At 72.5% G+C, this 17,081-nt stretch carries 16 protein-coding genes and 1 pseudogene; 5 read left to right on the top strand and 12 right to left on the bottom strand.

The features are described 5' to 3' along the window. Positions 1–80 precede the first annotated feature (80 nt). Both BLR04_RS03455 and BLR04_RS39510 read left to right on the top strand, forming a co-directional pair. Positions 81–2,291, top strand: a complete 2,211-nt coding sequence (locus BLR04_RS03455) for a serine/threonine-protein kinase (protein ID WP_090759388.1) — start codon at positions 81–83, stop codon at positions 2,289–2,291. 85 nt (positions 2,292–2,376) lie between these two features. Next, positions 2,377–2,589, top strand: coding sequence for a DUF6203 family protein (locus tag BLR04_RS39510; RefSeq protein ID WP_143021944.1), 213 nt, complete (start codon positions 2,377–2,379; stop codon positions 2,587–2,589). Here BLR04_RS39510 and BLR04_RS03450 read toward each other — a convergent pair. Next, positions 2,568–2,813, bottom strand: a complete 246-nt coding sequence (locus BLR04_RS03450; protein WP_245739991.1) for a TetR family transcriptional regulator — start codon at positions 2,811–2,813, stop codon at positions 2,568–2,570. The genes BLR04_RS39510 and BLR04_RS03450 overlap by 22 nt on opposite strands. A gap of 96 nt (positions 2,814–2,909) precedes the next feature. On the opposite strand from BLR04_RS03450, the gene BLR04_RS03445 reads away from it, so the two are divergent. After that, on the top strand, positions 2,910–5,138 hold the full coding sequence (locus tag BLR04_RS03445) for an MMPL family transporter (RefSeq protein ID WP_090759386.1): 2,229 nt from the start codon (positions 2,910–2,912) through the stop codon (positions 5,136–5,138). Between the two features lie 3 nt (positions 5,139–5,141). On the opposite strand, the gene BLR04_RS03440 is transcribed toward BLR04_RS03445, so the two are convergent. The 5 genes from BLR04_RS03440 to BLR04_RS41595 form a co-directional block, all read right to left on the bottom strand. Continuing rightward, positions 5,142–5,462, bottom strand: a complete 321-nt coding sequence (locus tag BLR04_RS03440; RefSeq protein ID WP_090759384.1) for a hypothetical protein — start codon at positions 5,460–5,462, stop codon at positions 5,142–5,144. Positions 5,463–5,536: 74 nt separating this feature from the next. Next, positions 5,537–6,028, bottom strand: coding sequence for a cupin domain-containing protein (locus BLR04_RS03435; RefSeq protein ID WP_090759382.1), 492 nt, complete (start codon positions 6,026–6,028; stop codon positions 5,537–5,539). A gap of 28 nt (positions 6,029–6,056) precedes the next feature. Beyond that, positions 6,057–6,950: an LLM class flavin-dependent oxidoreductase gene (locus BLR04_RS03430; protein ID WP_090759381.1), complete on the bottom strand. Its 894-nt coding sequence runs from the start codon at positions 6,948–6,950 to the stop codon at positions 6,057–6,059. Positions 6,951–6,990: 40 nt separating this feature from the next. Next, positions 6,991–7,722: a dienelactone hydrolase family protein gene (locus BLR04_RS03425; protein ID WP_090759380.1), complete on the bottom strand. Its 732-nt coding sequence runs from the start codon at positions 7,720–7,722 to the stop codon at positions 6,991–6,993. 245 nt (positions 7,723–7,967) lie between these two features. Further along, a complete protein-coding gene (locus BLR04_RS41595; RefSeq protein WP_245740005.1) occupies positions 7,968–8,279 on the bottom strand; it encodes a hypothetical protein in 312 nt (103 codons plus the stop codon). Here BLR04_RS41595 and BLR04_RS41590 point away from each other — a divergent pair. Further along, positions 8,175–8,618 (top strand): annotated as a pseudogene (locus BLR04_RS41590) (alpha/beta hydrolase fold domain-containing protein); the annotation flags it as partial. The gene BLR04_RS41595 and the pseudogene BLR04_RS41590 overlap by 105 nt on opposite strands. A gap of 102 nt (positions 8,619–8,720) precedes the next feature. Here the strand turns inward: BLR04_RS41590 and BLR04_RS03415 are convergent. Both BLR04_RS03415 and tnpA read right to left on the bottom strand, forming a co-directional pair. Next, complete coding sequence (locus tag BLR04_RS03415) at positions 8,721–9,905, bottom strand: RNA-guided endonuclease InsQ/TnpB family protein (RefSeq protein WP_245739990.1); 1,185 nt, start codon at positions 9,903–9,905, stop codon at positions 8,721–8,723. Continuing rightward, positions 9,898–10,305: an IS200/IS605 family transposase gene (gene tnpA / locus BLR04_RS03410; protein ID WP_090759378.1), complete on the bottom strand. Its 408-nt coding sequence runs from the start codon at positions 10,303–10,305 to the stop codon at positions 9,898–9,900. The genes BLR04_RS03415 and tnpA overlap by 8 nt, the downstream gene beginning before the upstream one ends. A gap of 101 nt (positions 10,306–10,406) precedes the next feature. Here tnpA and BLR04_RS40440 point away from each other — a divergent pair, with 101 nt between their 5' ends. Continuing rightward, complete coding sequence (locus BLR04_RS40440; protein ID WP_176902909.1) at positions 10,407–10,547, top strand: hypothetical protein; 141 nt, start codon at positions 10,407–10,409, stop codon at positions 10,545–10,547. Here BLR04_RS40440 and BLR04_RS03405 read toward each other — a convergent pair. The 4 genes from BLR04_RS03405 to BLR04_RS03390 form a co-directional block, all read right to left on the bottom strand. Then, positions 10,544–11,014: a hypothetical protein gene (locus BLR04_RS03405; protein ID WP_090759376.1), complete on the bottom strand. Its 471-nt coding sequence runs from the start codon at positions 11,012–11,014 to the stop codon at positions 10,544–10,546. The genes BLR04_RS40440 and BLR04_RS03405 overlap by 4 nt on opposite strands. Before the next feature lie 342 nt (positions 11,015–11,356). Beyond that, positions 11,357–13,807 carry a CHAP domain-containing protein gene (locus BLR04_RS03400; RefSeq protein ID WP_090759374.1) on the bottom strand — a complete coding sequence of 817 codons (2,451 nt, stop codon included), beginning with the start codon at positions 13,805–13,807 and terminating at the stop codon, positions 11,357–11,359. 238 nt (positions 13,808–14,045) lie between these two features. Next, positions 14,046–15,776 (bottom strand): serine/threonine-protein kinase, encoded by a 1,731-nt coding sequence (locus tag BLR04_RS03395; RefSeq protein ID WP_090759372.1) that lies wholly within the window; start codon positions 15,774–15,776, stop codon positions 14,046–14,048. 100 nt (positions 15,777–15,876) lie between these two features. Beyond that, positions 15,877–17,076, bottom strand: coding sequence for a serine hydrolase domain-containing protein (locus BLR04_RS03390; RefSeq protein ID WP_090759370.1), 1,200 nt, complete (start codon positions 17,074–17,076; stop codon positions 15,877–15,879). Between the last annotated feature and the right edge of the window lie 5 nt (positions 17,077–17,081).

The raw sequence follows: 17,081 nt of genomic DNA, 5'->3' as shown, positions 1-17,081 counted from the left end.
GCGCTGAGCACCGTTGACTGTTCCCGTCCGGTTGCCTTCAGTAGAGGACGGAAAGGGTGGCGGCGAGGGGAGGCGCTCCCGTGCCAAGGGCACAGCCGCTCAGGACGGGGGACCCGCTACAGCTCGGGGAGTACGCGCTCTCCGGACGCCTGGGTGAGGGCGGCCAAGGCACGGTGTACCTCGGTTCGCGGGGCGGCGAGACGTACGCGGTCAAGCTGCTGCACGGGCCCGTCGGGGACGAACGGGGTGTCTTCCTGCGGGAGGTGGAGCTGGCCAAGCACGTGGCGAGGTTCTGCACGGCCCAGGTGATCGACGCCGGGTTCGACGACGGCCGGCCGTACATCGTGAGCGAGTACGTCGACGGGCCCTCCCTCCAGCGGGAGGTCGCGCTCGCCGGGCCGCGGCGCGGCGGCGCGCTGGAACGGCTCGCCGTCAGCACCGCCACGGCGCTCGTGGCCATCCACCGGGCCGGGATCGTGCACCGCGACTTCAAGCCGCAGAACGTGCTGCTCGGCTCGGACGGACCGCGGGTGATCGACTTCGGGCTGGCCAAGGCGCTGGACGCGGCCGCCACGGTGAGCGGCCGGGGGGTGGGCACGCCCGCGTACATGGCGCCCGAGCAGATCACCGCGTCGGCGGTCACGGGGGCGGCGGACGTGTTCTCGTGGGGCGCGACGATGTGCTTCGCGGCCAACGCCTCGGCGCCGTTCGGGCAGGACTCCGTGGCGCCGGTGCTGCACCGCATCCTGACCGCGCCGCCCGAGCTTGGCCGCCTCGACGGACGGCTGCGGACGCTGGTCGAGTCCTGCCTGGACAAGGACGCGCGCAACCGGCCCAGCAGCAGGGAGCTGCTGTTCGAGCTGCTGGGGGAGTCGACCGGCGACATACCCGCGGAGGTCCTGCGCTCGCCCCCGCCCCACATCCTGCGCGCGCCGCCCTTGGTCCCCGAGCAACGCTCGGCGGACGTCGACCCGGACCCCGCTCACCCCCTGGCCCAACCAGAGGAAACCGGCACACCGGGCAGCTACCACCTCGCGCCCCCGACCCAGGACGCGACCTCGGAACCACCGGCCCCCGACCCCCACCCCTCGGACCCCGGCCCGTTCGCGGTGCCTGGACCGGCCGGTCCAGGCGAGGGGTGGCAGGCGGGGGAGGAGGGCGCGAGCGGCCCGGACACCGGGCCTTTCGACGCGTTCCGCAGCGGACCTCGAAGCGGCCCCGGAGCCTTTCGCGCCGAGCCTCCGGGGGATGCGCGGGACGTGAGCGCCGGGCCTCCGGGAGGTGCTGGGGCCTTCCGCTCCGGTTCTCCGGGCGATGCGGTGGGAACGGCGGAGCGGGGGGTGAAGAGGTGGCCGACGGCGGCGGTCGCCGTGTGTGTGGCTCTGCTGGTGACGGCGGGTGTGCTGGTCGCCGTGCTCGTCCCGCAGCTGACCCGCGACGACCCGACGCCCGTGGCGCGGGCGGCCGGGTCTTCGGCGCCCTCGGTGTCCGAGTCGCCCGTGTCGCGACCGGCGACGAAGGAGCCGTCCCCGTCGGATGAACCGTCCATGACCCCCACGCGCAACGAGGAACCGCCGCCCCGTGAGCCCTCCGGACGCCCGGTGCCGCGGCCGCCGGTGACCGTCGCGATCCCGGAGCTGACCGGGCTGAACCGGAACGAGGCCGCCAGAGCCGTCCGCCGGGCGGGGCTGGTGCTCGGCCAGGTCTCCGACGTCGACTCCCGCGAGCCGATCGGACGGGTCCTCGGCAGCGAACCCGCCTCCGGCACCATGGTCGCCCAGGGCAGCAAGGTCGCGCTGCGGGTGTCGGCGGGGGTGCCGGTGCCCGAGGTGGCCGGCATGCCGCGCAAGGCCGCCGAGTCGGCGCTGGCCGAGGCCGGGCTCAAGGCCGGTGGCGTGAGCCGTACGTGCTCGGAACGTCCCAACGGCCAGGTGATCTCGTCCGACCCCAAGGCGGGCGCCAGGGTGTCCGGCGGCAGCGCGGTCGCCCTCACGCTCTCCCGCCACGGGACGGACGTCCCCGGGGTGGTGGGCCGATCGGAACAGGACGGCCGCGCGGCCCTGACCGCCGACGGCTTCACCGTACGGACGCGCCCGAGACCCGTCGAGGACGAGTCGCGCATCGGCACGATCCTGAGCCAGAGCGTCGCGGGCGGCACCTGCGCCAGACCGGGCGCCGCCGTCGTCATCACCGTCGGCGTCGCCCCCCAGTCGGGCCCCGGCCCTGGCGAGGAACCCGACCCCGACCCCACCGACGTCAGCGGCACCCCCGGCCACCTCCCCGGCGGCTGACGGTTTATCGACCTTTCCGTACCCCATCCTGATCGAGCGCCGCCATGCGATGCGCGGGCCACCGTCAGGCGGCACCGCGTCGCTGATGCGTGCGGTCTTTGCGGCCGGGCAGTTGGGTCACATGCTGAACTTCCTCAGACTGCTCCTGGCCCGCCGCCTGACCCGTACGCCGATCGGACTCATCGTCATGGGCGTCATCTGGCTCCTGGCCCGCCGCCGCAGACAGCGCCAGGAGCAGGCCCACCCGCGCCCCGGCACCGCGCCGGCCAGGCAGCGTCACCCGGCCGCCAGGCGGTAGCGGGGCCCGTCAATGTCGAGCAGACGCAGCATGTCGTCGGCGGCCGGGGACAGCAGTTCGGCGGCCGGCCGGTCCTTCGGGTGGAAGCGGTAGGCGACCGCGGTCTTGGTGAGGCCGACGGCGGACGCTATGTCGGCCAGGGAGGTGCCCGCGTAGCCGTGTTCGGCGAACAGCTCGCGGGCGGCTTCCAGGATCCGGGTGCGGGTGTCGTCGGCTGTGGTCATCGTCTCAGATCACTGCGGGAGACGGCCTTACGGAATTTCGGCTTTATCGTATTCCGGTACGACCGTACAGGACAGCCGTCGAGTGAGGACTGAACGATGACGCGGTTACTGGGACGGCTGGGCGGTTGGTGCGCGCGGCACGGCTGGATCGTCCTCGTGACCTGGGTGCTCGCCGCCGCCGCGCTGATGGGCGCGAGCCTGGCCTTCCCCAGCCCGACCAGTAGCGACGCCAGCATCCCCGGCACCGACGCGCAGCGCGCCCACGACCTCATGAAGACCGGCTTCGGGTCCGGCTACGAGGCGGGCGGAACGGTGCAGCTGCTCGTGTACTCGCCCGGCGGGTCGCTGCTCGAGGACGACCGCAAGGAGGCCGTCGAGAACGCGGTCGACCGGCTGCGCACGATGCCGCACGTCGTCGAGGCCGACACGCCGTTCCGCATGGGCGGTATCTCCTCCAACCTGCAGATCGGGCTGATCAGCGTCCGTCTGGAGGGCCACGACCCCGACGCGATCGGCACGATCACGCAGGACCTGTCCAAGGCCGCCGACCCGGCCCGCGAGGCCGGGCTGGAGGTCGTGCCCGCCGACAGCTCCAACCCCGCCAACAAGGAGATCAAGACCGGGCCGAGCGAGATCGTCGGCGTGATCTGCGCGCTGCTGGTGCTGGTGTTCGCGTTCGGGACGCTGGTGGCCGCGACTGTTCCGATCTTCGCCGCGCTGGTCAGCGTGGCCTCGGGACTCGGCGTGATCGGCCTGCTCGGCTGGGTCGTGGACATGCCCAAGCAGGCCGGGATCATGGCCACGATGATCGGCCTCGGCGTGGGCATCGACTACGCGCTGTTCCTGCTGTCCCGGCATCGCCGCCTGCTCGCCGAGGGGGTGCCGGTCGTGGAGTCCGTCCGCCGGACCGTGGCCTCCTCCGGCGGGGCGGTCGTCTTCGCGGGCGGCACGGTGATCATCGCGCTGAGTGCCCTGCTGCTGGCCGGTTTCCCCCTGCTGGCGACGCTCGGCTGGGTCACCGGCATCTCGGTCGTCGCGGCCGTGCTCACCTCGATCACGCTCGTCCCGGCCCTGCTCGGGCTGCTCGGCCACCGCGTCAACGCGCTCCGGGTGCCGTTCCTGCGGGGTTCCGGCGGCGCGGGCACCGGGTGGGCGGGGCTCGGGTCGTGGGTGGCCCGCCGTCCGTGGTGGGTGCTGATCGGCAGCGTCGTGGTGCTGGGCGCGCTCGCCGCGCCCGCCCTGTCGCTCCAGCTGGGCTCCATCGACGAGGGGTACGGCGCGCAGGGCTCGGAGCCGCGGCGCGCGTACGAGCTGATGGCCACCGGCTTCGGGCCGGGCTCCAACGGCCCGCTCATCGTGGTCGGCGTCCTGCAGGAGAAGGTCGCGGACGCCGACGACCGCCTGGTCAAGGACCTCACCCGCGAGGTGGAGGACGTCGACGGCGTCGCGCACGTCAGCGAACCGAAGGTCAACGAGGACGGCCGGTCGGTGCTGCTGCAGGTCGTCCCCGCGTACGCGCCCAGCGACGAGCGCACCGCCGAGGTGGTCAGGGACGTCAGGGCACTCCAGCTGCCCGGCGTGCAGGTGCACGTGGGCGGCAAGGTCGCCGGCCTGACCGATGCCGGCGACCGCATGGCCGAACGCACCCCGCTCGTCATCGGCGTGGTGGTGCTGCTCAGCGCCCTGCTCCTGCTGCTGGCCTTCCGGGCGCCGCTGGTCGCGATCAAGGCCGCGGTGATGAACCTGGTGTCGCTCGGGGCCGCGTTCGGCGCGCTGGCTCTGGTGTTCTCGCTGGGGCTGGGCACCCGGCTCGTGGGGATGGACCCGCCGGTCAGCTCGTCGTACCTGCAGCAGATCTTCTTCTCGGTGCCGATCGAGAGCTACGTGCCGCTGATGCTGTTCGCGGTGCTGTTCGGGCTGTCGATGGACTACGAGGTGTTCCTGCTGACGGCGGTGCGGCAGTCGTACCTGCGGCACGGGGACAACGCGCGCGCGGTGGCCGAGGGGCTCGGCTCGACGGGCCGGGTCATCACGTCGGCGGCGTTGATCATGGTGGCGGTGTTCACGGCGTTCATCGCCTACCCCGACTCGATGGTGAAGACGTTCGGCGTGGGGCTCGCGGTCGCGGTCGCGGTGGACGCCACGATCATCCGGGGCTTCCTCGTGCCCGCCACCATGGTGCTGCTGGGGCGGGCCAACTGGTGGTGCCCGCGCTGGCTCGACCGGATCCTGCCGAACCTGTCGGTCGAGGGTCACGAGGAGGACGAGGAGGACGGGCCCGAGCCTGAGCCGCGCCGCCCCGACCCCGTCACGGCCGGCATCTGACCGTCAGTCGGGGTCGATGAGGTGGCAGGCGGGCACCCAGCCGACGACGCCGGTCGTCGCGTTGCGCCCGTGGTACCACAGCGTGCTGTCGAAGCGCTCGTCGCAGCGGTAGAGCTCGTGCTCCGCCGACCGGTTCGGCTCGAACCCGTCGCCGGGGTTGCCGAGCCCGTTCGGCGCGGCCCCGGCGCGCGGCTCCGACCGGATGGCCACCCCGTCGACGGTGAAGTCGTGCATCTGGAGGGCCCCGGCGGGCGGGGCGGTGAGCAGGCCGCCCAGCGCCGCGCACGCGAGCAGGCCGGTGACGGCGGATTGTCTGACGTGCACCGTGTCTCCTTGGCTGTGATGATCTCTGTCGCTCACAGTAAGGGCTTCGTCGCTCGGCGCCGCGCAGCGCCGCGTCAGACCATGTACTGGTCGTGCCGGCGGTACAGCTCCGTCCACTCCTCCGGCGTGAGGGCCCTGCCGGTGGCGGCGATGTCGGCGAGCTCCTCGAAGTACGCCTCCCTGGGCGCGCCCGGCGTGAAGAGGATCAGCATCGACGCGGGCTCACCCGACTCGTTGCGGAAGGCGTGCACGCCGCCCTCGGGCACGAACAGGAAGTCGCCCGGCCGCCCGTCGACCCATCGGACGCCGTCGTAGAGGCGGATCGTGCCGGACAGGACGTAGAAGGACTCCGTCATCGTGCGGTGGAAGTGGGCGCTGGGACCGGACGGGTTCGGGCCCATCTCCCACCGGTAGAGCCCGTACGCGCCGCCGGTCGTGCCGCCGGTGGCGAGGTAGTGGACGTCGGTGCCGCTGCGGTAGACGAGCTCGGGCTCCTGGACCGCGGACCGGTACACGCCGCTGTGCTCGCCGTGCTCGCCGAAGTAGCGCTGCGGGGGGTAGGACATGCTGTCTCCTCTGCTTTCGCGGAAGATCCTAGGACAGAGCGGGGAGTACCTCCTCGGCCAGGCGTTCGAGTTGCTCGGCCTCGTCGGTCATCGGGTCGAGCAGGACGAGGTCGGCGCCCGCCTCGATCACCTCGCGCAGGCCATGGACGCACTCGTCCGGCGAGCCGGCGACGGCCGAGTCGGCGGTCCCGTAGATGCGGCGGAGCTCGTCGCCGATCCGGTCGCGCTCGCCGACGGACACGTAGACGCGCTTGGCGACCCCGAACGTCTCCGGATCACGTCCTGCCTGCTCCAGCTCGGCCTTGAGGACGCGGACCTGCTCGGCGAACGCCGGCGTGGTCGCCGCCCCGGCGCCGACGAACCCGTCGCCGTGCCGGACCGCGCGCCGGATCGCCGCCGGACGGTGGCCGCCGATCCAGACGGGCGGATGCGGCTTCTGGTACGGCTTGGGCTCCATGCCCCCCTCGACCTGGAAGAACCGGCCATTGAACGACACGCGCGGCTGCGTCCAGCAGGACTTCATCAGCTCGAGACCCTCCACGAACCGCGCCACGAACCCCTCGGACGGAATCCCGAACGAGGACAGGTGATCGCGCCCGCCGAGCCCGAAGCCGACCTCCAGCCGGCCCCGGCTGAGCTGGTCGAGCGTCATGAGGCTCTTGGCCAGCTGCACCGGCTGGTGCAGGACGCTGACGAACACGGCACAGCCGATGCGCAGCCGCTCGGTGCAGGCCGCCGCGTACGTCATGACCTCGAGCGGCCCGAGCAGCGGGGACGGCGAGAGCGCCATCTCGCGCGTCCACGCGCTGTGGAAACCGAGCTCCTCCACGCGGGCCAGGTAGGCGCGGAAGGCGTCAGGGTCGAACGCGCCGTCGGCGACCTGCTGCGGCAGGGAGACGGCAAATCGGGTGGGAGATGTCATGTCACACCCGATAACCGCCGTCCCCCGCCGCCAAACGTGCTTACGCGGGGCGCTCGGTGAAGTCGAGGATCTTCTGCCAGGCGGCCTGGCACGTCTCCGCCCACTCGCCGTAGGAGCGGTCGAAGAACGAGTGCGGCGCGCCCTCGAACACCACGGCCTCGTGCGCGGTGCCGTACTCGTCGAGCTTCGCCTCGAACGCGGCGAACCGTTCCGGCGTCGTGGCCGTGTCGGCCCCGCCGCGCAGCATGAGCACCGGCGCGCCGGGCCCGGAGGACGGGTCGTCGACGAAGCGGAGCGTCGGGTAGAAGCCGATGCCGCCCGCCAGGCCGTTGCCGCCGCTCTCGGACGCCTGCCGCACCGCGTGGGCGCCGCCCAGGCAGAAGCCGACGATGAACACGGGCCCGACCTCGGCCAGCGCCTCGGTGGCTGCCCTCGCGTCGGCCCGCACGTGGTCGGTGGTGAGCTGCTCGACGTGCGGCATGAACGCGAAGTCGTCGCTGCGGTCACCGATGCCGGCGGAGCGACCGAAGTAGTCGATGGCGATGGCGTGGAACCCCGCCTCGGCGAACCGGACCGCCAGGTCGCGGTAGTACGGGTGCAGGCCGCGGATGTCCGGCAGGATCACCATGGCGCGGCCGTTCGGCTGCTCGGGCACGGCTCGGTAGGCGAGGAAGCGGTTGCCGTCGGCCGCGGTCAGCTCGATCTGCTCGTGAGAGGCCACCTTGCCCTGCACGGGCGGGGCGGGCGGCCTGCTGTCGGTGGAATGGCACATGATCCCAGAATGCCCATGCCTTCTCGGCCCACTCACGCCGACCCCCTCCCGACGTGGTCAAGCACCGCGCCCCACCTCAGAGCCCGCGCCCGCGCGGCGGTTGCCCGTGGTGGCTGCGCGTCCGAGGATCGAGCAGGCAACCCCCGAGCCTTTCTCGTGGAAGGGAACAGCTGGTGCTCCACCCCAATCTCGACCCCGAACTCCGCGCCGCGATCGAGCAGTCACCGATGATCACCGGCGGCGCGTCAGCCCTGACGAACGAGCGGCTGGCCGTGATGCGCGAGCAGATCGCCGCCCTGACGGCCGCGATGCCGCGGCCGGACACCTCCGTGATGATCGAGGACCGCATGGTGCCCGGCCCCGAGGGCGGCCCCGACGTCCGGCTGCGCACCTACCGGCCGCAGGGCGAGGACGACGTCCGCCCGGGGCTCTACTGGATCCACGGCGGCGGCATGGTCATCGGCGCGCCCGAGATGGACGACGCGATGCTCGTCGAGCTGGTGGAGCGGCTCGGCCTCGTCGCCGTGTCGGTCGACTACCGGCTCGCGCCGGAACACCCGTATCCCGCGCCGGTCGAGGACTGCTACGCCGGCCTCGCCTGGACCGCGGGGAACGCGGCCGAGCTCGGCATCGACCCCGAGCGCCTCGCGATGGGCGGGGCCAGCGCGGGCGGCGGGCTGGCGGCAGCGACCGTGCTGCTGGCGCGCGACAGGGGCGGCCCGGAGGTCGCCTTCCAGCTGCTGATCTGCCCGATGCTCGACGACCGCGACAGCACACCGTCGAGCCGGGCGTTCGCCGACGCCGTGGTCTGGGACCTGTCGGGCCTGCCCCCGGCGTTCGTGGACGTGGGGGAGCTGGAGGTGTTCCGGGACGAGTGCGCCGACTACGCGTTGCGGCTGGCGCAGGCGGGGGTCTCGACCGAGTTCCACCTGTACCCGGGGGCGTTCCACGGTTTCGACATCGTGACTCCTCCGCTGCCTGAAGGTAGCGGCTTCTCGCTAAGCCGCTTCCGCAGCCTGGCGAAGGGCAAGCCCTGCCCTGAGGATGTTGACCGCCGCGTTCACGTCGGCGTGCGCGGCATGCCCGCACGCCGTGCAGGCGAACTCGGCCTGGGTGAGGCGGTTCTCCTTCGCGCCGTGGCCGCATCGGGCACACGTGCGGGAGGTGTTGGCGGGGTTCACCGCGATCAGCTCTCGACCGGCGCTTTCAGCCTTGTGCGCGAGGACCGTCAGGAACACCCCCCAACCCGCATCCAGGATCGAACGGTTGAGACCGGCCTTGGCGGAGACGTTGCGGCCGGGTGCCTCGATCGTGCCGGACGCGCTGCGGGTCATGCTCGCGATCCGCAGCTCCTCGTGCACGATCACGTCGTAGGCGTGGACCAGGGCGAGCGCGGCCTTGTGCGCGTGGTCGAGCCGCTGGCGGCGCACCTTGGCGTGCAGCGCCGCGACGCGGGCCACGGCCTTACGCCGCCGATCGGAGCCCCGCTTCTTACGGGCGAGGTCCCGCTGCGCAGTCGCGAGACGTTCGGCGGTGACGGCTAGGTGGCGAGGGTTGGCGACGTGCTCCCCGTCGGATGTGGTGACGAGCCAGGCCACGCCCAGGTCGATCCCGGCCACCGCGCCCGTGGCGGACAGCGGCTCGACGGGCACGTCATCACACGACAGGACCACGTACCAGCGGCTGCCTTCCCGCTTCACGCTGATCGTTTTCACCCGGCCTTTGACCGGTCGGTGCTGATGCACCCGGACGTGCCCGATGCCCTGCAACCGGACGTAGGTCGCGGTGGGGTGCTCGGGCTGGGAGTCCCACCGGCAGCCGTCGCCGTCCTTCGGCCATTCCACGCTGTCGAACCAGCCCCGGCCCTTGAACCGCGGGAAGCCAGGCGTACGCCCGGCCTTGACCCGGTCGAAGAACGCGCGGAACGCCTTGTCGAGGCGGCGCAGCGTGGCCTGCTGGGACGAGAACGACCACCGGCCCTGCCCGCCGGCGTCGTCGGCACGGATGTGCTTCAGCTCGGCCGACTGCTCGCCGTACCGGACGCTCACAGCCGCCTTGGCGTAGGCGGTGCGGCGGTGCTCCAGCGCAGCGTTGTACAACGTGCGGTGGTCCTCCAGGCACGCCGCCAGCGCCGCGGCCTGCTTGCTCGTGGGGCGCAGCAAGAACTTCAACGATCTACGCACGGCCACCGCCATGGGGCCGCTCGTACCTGGTCTCGATGTAGCGCTGCACCGCCTCGGCCGACACCGCGCCGACCATGGCCACGAAGCAGGACCGTGACCACAGCGTGGGCAGTCGGGAACGCAGGTCGCCGAACTCGGCACGCAGGTGGTGGGAGGTGAAGCCCTTGAACGGGTCGGCCACGCACGAGGGCGAGTTCGTCGGGTCGGTGTTGACGAACAGATGCACGTGGCCCGGCATCACCTCAAGCGCCACGATCTCCCAACCATGCTCGTCGGCCCTGGCACGGATCAACTCCTCCAGGCGGTCCTTCACATGGCCGCCAAGGACCGGGCAGCCGTACTTCGGGCACCACACCACGTGGTACCCGAAGTCATACGCCGCACCGGGGGAAGTGCGCACGTGCCGAGCCACACGATCCTTATAACAGGGCTGCCCATCTCATGCGCGACGAACGGAGATCTCTGATGCGCAGACCAGGCAGGTCACTGCACGCTCGGGCCTTGGCGGCCCTCCCGCTCCCGGTTCCCCGTCGCCTGAAGGCGACGAAGTCCCCTCGGGAGAACCTGATGGTGCCGGGCGCCGCGCTCAGCGTACGGGCCAAGGAGGCCCGGGTCGCGGCGCTCCAGCGCGCCTTCTCCTAGCGGGACTTCTTGCCGATCCTCGTGGTGTGGCGCTGCCGGGTCGTCGAGCGGGTGCCGTCGTCGGTGTCGTACCGGTACGTGGTTCCCGAGTCGTTCTGGTCCGTGGTGTCCTCCTGGCGGATGGCGACCTTGCTCGCCTCGCCGCCGCGGGTCCGCGCCCTGTAGGTCTCGGAGAGCTCCGGCACATGGAACGAGCCGTCCGTGCTCCGGTCGCCCATGGCCGGGACCCGGCGGCTGAGCAGCAGGTAGTACCACTCGACGCCGCGGTCGTCGTCCTCGCAACGCTCGTCCGGGACGCGGACGCGGGTGCGTTCACGGACGCAGATCTCGACCCGGTCCCTCTCGTCGGTGAAGACGGCCTTCGACGCCTCGCCACCCTTGGCGGTAGCGCGTCCGGCGACGTAGTCAGGCGTTTTCCATGTGCCGGATCTCGCTTTCTCGCCGACGGCGGGTATTTTTGCCGTCATGGGCACATAATAGTAGGTGTGCCCTTTCTCGTGGCTGTCGCAGAGCTTGTACGGAGTTCTCGCCCGGGTGGATTCATTGACGCAGATCTCGAGGTGTACCGCGGGTTCTTCCTGTTCCGGCGCCGGTTCGGTCGCCTCGGGAATGTGGATGTCGGCCGATTGCGGGGGGAGTCGAAGCGCGCATCCCGTGGCCACGAGAAGGGGCATGAGACCGAGGGACACGATGCGTAAGACGGTTGGCGACAAGTGACCAGCTTTCCGGATATATGGGTTTTATCGCGGATTGGTTCAGACGAAAGAGGAGAGCGGGAAGTTCCCGCTTTCGGCGGGTGCGCCTTTTTGTCAGGCGCGGTGCCGGCCCGGGGTGTGGGTGGCGGCGCCGACGAGGTCGCCGTGGGCGTCGAGGCGGGGCGCCGTACGGTGACGGCGGCCGCGCGGCGCGAGGTCCGCGAACGCGGGGCGTTCGTCGGACGCGCGGCGACGACGGCGCCCCCGGTACGCGGCGGTCTGCTCGACGAGGTCCGACAGGTCGGGAGTATCCAGGATGTCGCCGCGCCCGCGTCTCGGCGGGTTGAACGCGTCGAACGCGCTCGTGGCCGCCGGGATGACGACCCGCTCGAACGCCCCGGTGTCCACGACCGGCCGCAGCGGCCCGGTGTCGAGGACGACCTCCAGCGGCCCGGTGTCGTCGGTGAAGGCGTACCGACTCCGGTCGAAGCCCGGCTCGTACGGGTCGCGCGCGAAGGCAGGGGTGAAGGCGCCACCGGTGGAGTGGCGACCCGAGCGGCGTCCGGGCTGGTCGATGGGGTGGTGCGCGGGGCGGTCGGCGGGGTGACCGGTGGGGTGGTCGGCGAGGTGGTGGCCTGTCGGGGCGGCGAGAAGGCCGTGGGCGGCGTGTCCGGCGTGGTCGCGGCCTTGCGGCGCTGCGGGGACGGTGGGGTGGCCGGCGTGGTTGTGGCGCTGTGGTGCGGCGGGGGCGCCGTCCGTGGCGAGGTCGAAGGGGCGGGTCTCGTACGGGAAGTCGCGGTGGCGGGCATGGCGCGCGCCGCCGCCCCGGGCGGCGTGCCGGGCGCGTGATCGCCGCACGCCCTCTCGGCCCTCACGCCGCAGTCCGTCGCCAGAGGCGGCTCTCGGGGCGCGGTGCGAGCCCGCGAAGGTCATCGACGCCGCGGTGGGTTCCGTGCGAGGGGCCGGTCGCGGGACCGGGACCACGCCGGACGGCGCGGGCCCGCCCGACGCGAGGACTTCCAGGGACACGGCAGCCGAGGCGGCCTCCAGTGAGGCGACCGCCTCCAGCTGGGCGGCGGTCCGGAGACGGGCGGGGGCGCGGAAGGCGGGCGGCTGTGCCGTGGCGGCCTGCGCGGAGACCGTGGACGTGGCTGCGTCCAGGGAACGGAGAAGTTCAGGGGTGGTCGTGAATTCGAGCAGGCGGCGCAGACGTCTGTCGGCCGGACGGCGTCGGCGGCGGTGGGCGGCGCGGGATGCGCTCGTCCGCGGTCCCGTGACGGCGGCGACGGCGGCGCTCAGGCGGAGACGGCGGGTCTTGGCCACGGCGATCAGCGTGAGCGCGGCCACCAGGGTGGAGCCGATCAGGGTCGGCGAGTCGATGATCGGCAGCGGGCCCGTGGCGGAGGCGTCCGCGTCGGCGGGGAGCGGTTCGGCGATCGCCGCCGTGGTGTCGGCAGTGGTGGGTTTGGCGTGCTTGCCCTTCTTCGCCGCATCCGCTGAGGTGGCCCCGGCCCGGCCCTCCCCGTCCCGGACGGAAGAGGGGCCGGAACCCGGCTCCGGGTGGGCGCCTTCGCGCGGGGCCGGACCGGCGGCGTCGGGAGCGCCGGCGCCCTGACGGGCGGCGGCCCCCTGCGGCGCGGCGAGGTCGTGGCCCCCGTCGGCGGCGGGCGCCTGCGGCCGGGCGGGGCCGTGGCCGGTGGCGGGGCCCTTTGCTCCGGCAGGGCCGTGTGCCGCGTAGAGGCCCGGCGTGCCCTGTGCTGCGGAGCTGCTCTGGGCGAGGGAGTCGGCGGGGAGGTGAGTTCGGGCCGGGGGATCGGCGGGGGTCTTGCCGGTGATCCGGGTGTCGGTGGGAGGCTGACCGGCACGGTCCTTCGAGCCTGTGCGCGGTTCCGCCCGGCCGTCGGTGCGGTCGTCGGAGGGGCGGGAGGTGGTGGGGTCCTGGCCGCGGCCGGAGGGATCGTGCTTCGCAACGCCCAGGGAGTCGAGGCGGGAGGTCGATGCGGCCCGGCCGGTCTGGGGGCGCGGGATCAGGGAGGCCAGTGACTCCTCGGGGACCTGGATCGTGCCATCGCGCTGTCCGGCCTTCTTCTGCTTCTTCTCCAGCCGCTCCTTGACGCGCTCGGGGTACCCGTACCCGACCACCTTGCTCGAGTCGCGTTCCTTGCGCTTGGCGACGCCGCCGTCCACGTTGCCCTCGACGGTGTGGATGCGCCCGGCCTTGACCTTCGTGACGACGCCGACGTGGTCGATGCGGTCGATGTCGTGCGTGCCGCCCCAGTCGTAGAAGACGATCGCGCCCACCTCGGGCTTCTTGCCCCACGCGCCCTGCTTCTTGAACCACTTGGCGTGCTCCACCGTCCAGGCGAACTGCCCGATCCACTTCTCGTAGCCGAGCTTGTACGCGGCCCAGGAGATGTACATGTCGCACCACGGCGCGGAGGTGAAGGCGGCGTCGGACTCGACGTGCCGGCCGTACCAGTGGCCGAACTTGGTGTACGCGTCGCCCTTCTCGCGGTAGCCGAGCTGGCTCTCGAGCAGGTCGATGAACTTCTTGATCTCGGGCATGGACGTCGTGAAGAACCTTCCGCGCAGACCGGGCCCACCCACTGGGACAAGTGTGGCGAAACCGGATGGTTGGCATCTTCTGTGGCCAAAGGAGATTACCTGGCCGTCATCCTGGCGAATCACGCAAAAAGCGGGTCAAAGCCCGTACGTGTCTGGAAATCGCAGGTCAAAACGTTGCCAGAAATGTCCCACGTCGGTGGGTGCAACGGTGGAAGATCTACCCTGAGGTGACAGGTAGCTATCCGTCCCCGACGTCCACGTCGTCCAAGGCCGGGGACGCCGGAACGAGCGCCTCACCCGGACCTGACGGGGTCGCGTACTGCGGTGAACCGCTTGCCGAAGGCCCGGACGTCGGCGTGGGGTCGGGCGAGCCGCTCGGCGTCGGCGGGAAGGTGCACTCGGGCCCCCGCACCGCCACCTCGTACACCTGGGGCCCGTTGGCCGCCGCGGGTTCCGTCATGACGACCAGCCCCAGGTACGCGGACCCGCCGCACCCGACGTCCCCCGGCGCGTGCGTGACCTCGCTGGTGTAGGCGGTCTTCCCGCGCAGGACGCGGGTCTCCTCGCGCAACGTCCGCACCGCGCCCCCGTCGCCGTCCCTGCGCGTGTACGCGATCCGCAGCCGCACCGGCCCCGGCCCGGTCGCCGCCACCCTGATAGCCCCCGCCTTGCCGTTCCAGCGGGCTATGGCGGCCGACCGCACCGAGGGGACCGGCGTCGAGGTGACGGGGCTGCGGGCGGGCGACGGAACCGGGGGCGCGACGCTCCGGGAGGCAGGCGGCGGGCTCGTCGGCGCGCGCCCGGACGCGGTCGCCGAGGGACGGGCCGTCGTGGTCGCGGCGTCGCGGGTGGAACGCGCAGGGCGCGGTGTGGGAGGCGGCTCGGCGGGCTGGGTCGCGGCCGTCCCCGGCTCGGTGCGCGTCTCCGGCGGCGGGATGAGGATCGTCCCTGGACCGGGCGGCAGCCGTCCGCCCGACACCATGATCGCCAGGGCCGCCGCCGCGACCGTCGCGCCCGCCACCCACAGCTGGGGCGGCAGGCGCGGCACCCGCACCGCCCGGTCGCGGAGCCCGGCCCCGGCGCTCACCTGCTGCTCGGTCCTGGCCAACGGGAACGTGAGGGCGAGCGACGTGGCCAGCTCCGCGAGGTGCCGCCGCCCGCGCTTCTCCCAGTCGGGGCCGTAGCCGGCGACCGCGTCCTCCTCGACCTCGGCCGCGAACTGCCGGGCGGAGGCGTACCTCGTCGCGGGGTCCTTGGCCATCCCGCGCTTCAGTAGGTCGCGCAGCGTGTCGGGGGCCACCTCCAGAGGCACGGGCGCCTCCAGGTGCCGCTCCCGCAGCGCGGACACGTCCGGCTCCTCCTGATGCGTCCGGTACGGCGGCCGCCCCCTGACCGCCTCGAACAGCACGCAGGCCGCCGCGTACAGGTCGGCCGGGGGACCCGCGCGGTGGTGCGTCCAGAGCTCGGGCGACATGTACGCGGGCGTCCCCGCGGGCACGCCCGGCGCCTCGGCGTGCACCACGACGCCGAAGTCGGCCAGCTTGCCGGTGCCGTCGGCCTGGACGAGGATGTTCTCCGGCTTGACGTCGCGGTGCGGCACGCCGCGCTCGTGGGCGGCCGCCAGGGCCAGCAGGGTGCTCTTCAGCACGGCCAGCGCCGCCTCCGGGCTGGTCCGGCCGTGCTCGGTCAGCAGCGTGCGCAGCGTGACGCCGTCGACCAGCTCCATGACGAGGGCGGCTCTGCCGGAGGTCTCGACGTACTCGTAGAGCCGCACCACGTGGGGGTCGTCGATGTCGACGAGCCGATGGGTGTCGGAGCGGTAGCGGTCCATGAACTCGGCGTCCCTGCGCAGCGTGGCGTTCAGGTGTTTGATCGCGACGTACGCGCCGGTCGCCTCGTACGTGGCGAGGAACACCCGGCCGGTGCGACCCGCGCCGAGCTGGCGTAATTCACGGTAACCAGGGACCAAGTCCTACCCCCATCGGCGAGCCCTCTCCGGTTCGACGGTCTCACCCGGGGTGGAGGTTGTCACGATGGCGATATTTCGCCCACCGTCAACATGTCGGGACCTACAGTGACTTCAGCGAGTCGTACACCGCCTGCACCAGATTGAGGGCCCGCAGCCCGCCGGTGGCCGTGTTGCTCATCCTGTTCATGATGTAGCCGATGCCGAGGCCGTGCTCAGGGTCGCCCATGCCGAGCGAGCCGCCCATGCCCGAGTGTCCGAACGCCGTCGCCGACGGCATCGGGAACATCATCGACGGCCGCATGAACCCGAGCCCGAACGAACTCTGCACGAACAGCACCCGGTCGGGGCCGTCCACCCGTCGCCGCGTCGCGTCGCGCAGCGTCTCAGGACGCAGGATCTCTCCGGCGATCAGCGCGCGGTAGAAGCCCGCGAGCCCGCGGGCGGTGGTGACCACCCCGGCCGCGGGCCAGCCCGCGCGCAGGATGACCGGGTTGTTGGCGCCGCCCTCCAACAGGTGCATGCCGGGGTTGCCGAGCGCCCGGTTCATCAGGCTGCCGGGGTCGAGCGCCGCCCGCGCCATCTCCGCCATCAGGTCGGGGACCCCCTCGCCCGCGGCGGCAGGGGTCCTCCCGGCCGGGGCGGCCGGGGTGGCCGGTCGCGTGCCGGGCGCAGGACGGTCGGCGGCCTTGAGTCGCGCCGCACGGGCGACCACGTCGTCCGGCGCGCCCACCCACAGATCGAGGTGCAGCGGCCCGGCGATCTCGGCGGCCACGAGGTCGCCCACCGACTTGCCGCTCACCCGCCGGACCACCTCGCCGATCAGGAACCCGTACGTGAGCGCGTGGTAGCCGTGAGCCGTGCCCGGCTCCCAGACAGGCTCCTGCCGGGCCAGCCGCGCCGCGATGGCCGGATGGTCCTCGAACTCCTCCACCGGCACCCGATCGTCGATCGCGGGCAACCCGGCCTGGTGGCTGAGCAGGTGCGCGACGGTGACGGACCGCTTCCCGCCCGCCGCGAACTCCGGCCACACGTCCGCGACCGGCGCGGAAACGTCCACCAGGCCCTGCTCGGCGAGACGCAGCAGGACGGCGGCGGTGATCGCCTTGGTGCACGAGTAGGCGAAGGCCGGGGTGTCGCGCTCCCAGGCCCGGCCGGTGCGCCGGTCGGCCAGACCGTCCCACAGGTCGACGACCAGCTCGCCGTCGAGGTGGACCGCGAAGCCCGCGCCCAGCTCCTCGCCGTCGGCGAACTGCCGCTCGAACACCTCTCGTACGCGTGCGAACCGAGGATCGCAGTGCATCAGAC

The organism is Nonomuraea maritima (assembly GCF_900100395.1).
In the GTDB taxonomy this organism is placed as follows: Bacteria; Actinomycetota; Actinomycetes; order Streptosporangiales; family Streptosporangiaceae; genus Nonomuraea; species Nonomuraea maritima.
Note: the sequence above shows the minus strand (reverse complement) of the source record. Positions and strands in the feature narration are given on the sequence as shown.

Excerpts from the sequence above, each read along its gene's own strand:
- BLR04_RS39510 (WP_143021944.1), top strand. The coding sequence starts at position 2,377 with ATGCGTGCGGTCTTTGCGGCCGGGCAGTTGGGTCACATGCTGAACTTC.
- BLR04_RS03450 (WP_245739991.1), bottom strand. The coding sequence starts at position 2,813 with ATGACCACAGCCGACGACACCCGCACCCGGATCCTGGAAGCCGCCCGC.
- BLR04_RS03445 (WP_090759386.1), top strand. The coding sequence starts at position 2,910 with ATGACGCGGTTACTGGGACGGCTGGGCGGTTGGTGCGCGCGGCACGGC.
- BLR04_RS03435 (WP_090759382.1), bottom strand. The coding sequence starts at position 6,028 with ATGTCCTACCCCCCGCAGCGCTACTTCGGCGAGCACGGCGAGCACAGC.
- BLR04_RS03430 (WP_090759381.1), bottom strand. The coding sequence starts at position 6,950 with ATGACATCTCCCACCCGATTTGCCGTCTCCCTGCCGCAGCAGGTCGCC.
- BLR04_RS03425 (WP_090759380.1), bottom strand. The coding sequence starts at position 7,722 with ATGTGCCATTCCACCGACAGCAGGCCGCCCGCCCCGCCCGTGCAGGGC.
- BLR04_RS03405 (WP_090759376.1), bottom strand. The coding sequence starts at position 11,014 with ATGACGGCAAAAATACCCGCCGTCGGCGAGAAAGCGAGATCCGGCACA.
- BLR04_RS03400 (WP_090759374.1), bottom strand. The coding sequence starts at position 13,807 with ATGCCCGAGATCAAGAAGTTCATCGACCTGCTCGAGAGCCAGCTCGGC.
- BLR04_RS03390 (WP_090759370.1), bottom strand. The coding sequence starts at position 17,076 with ATGCACTGCGATCCTCGGTTCGCACGCGTACGAGAGGTGTTCGAGCGG.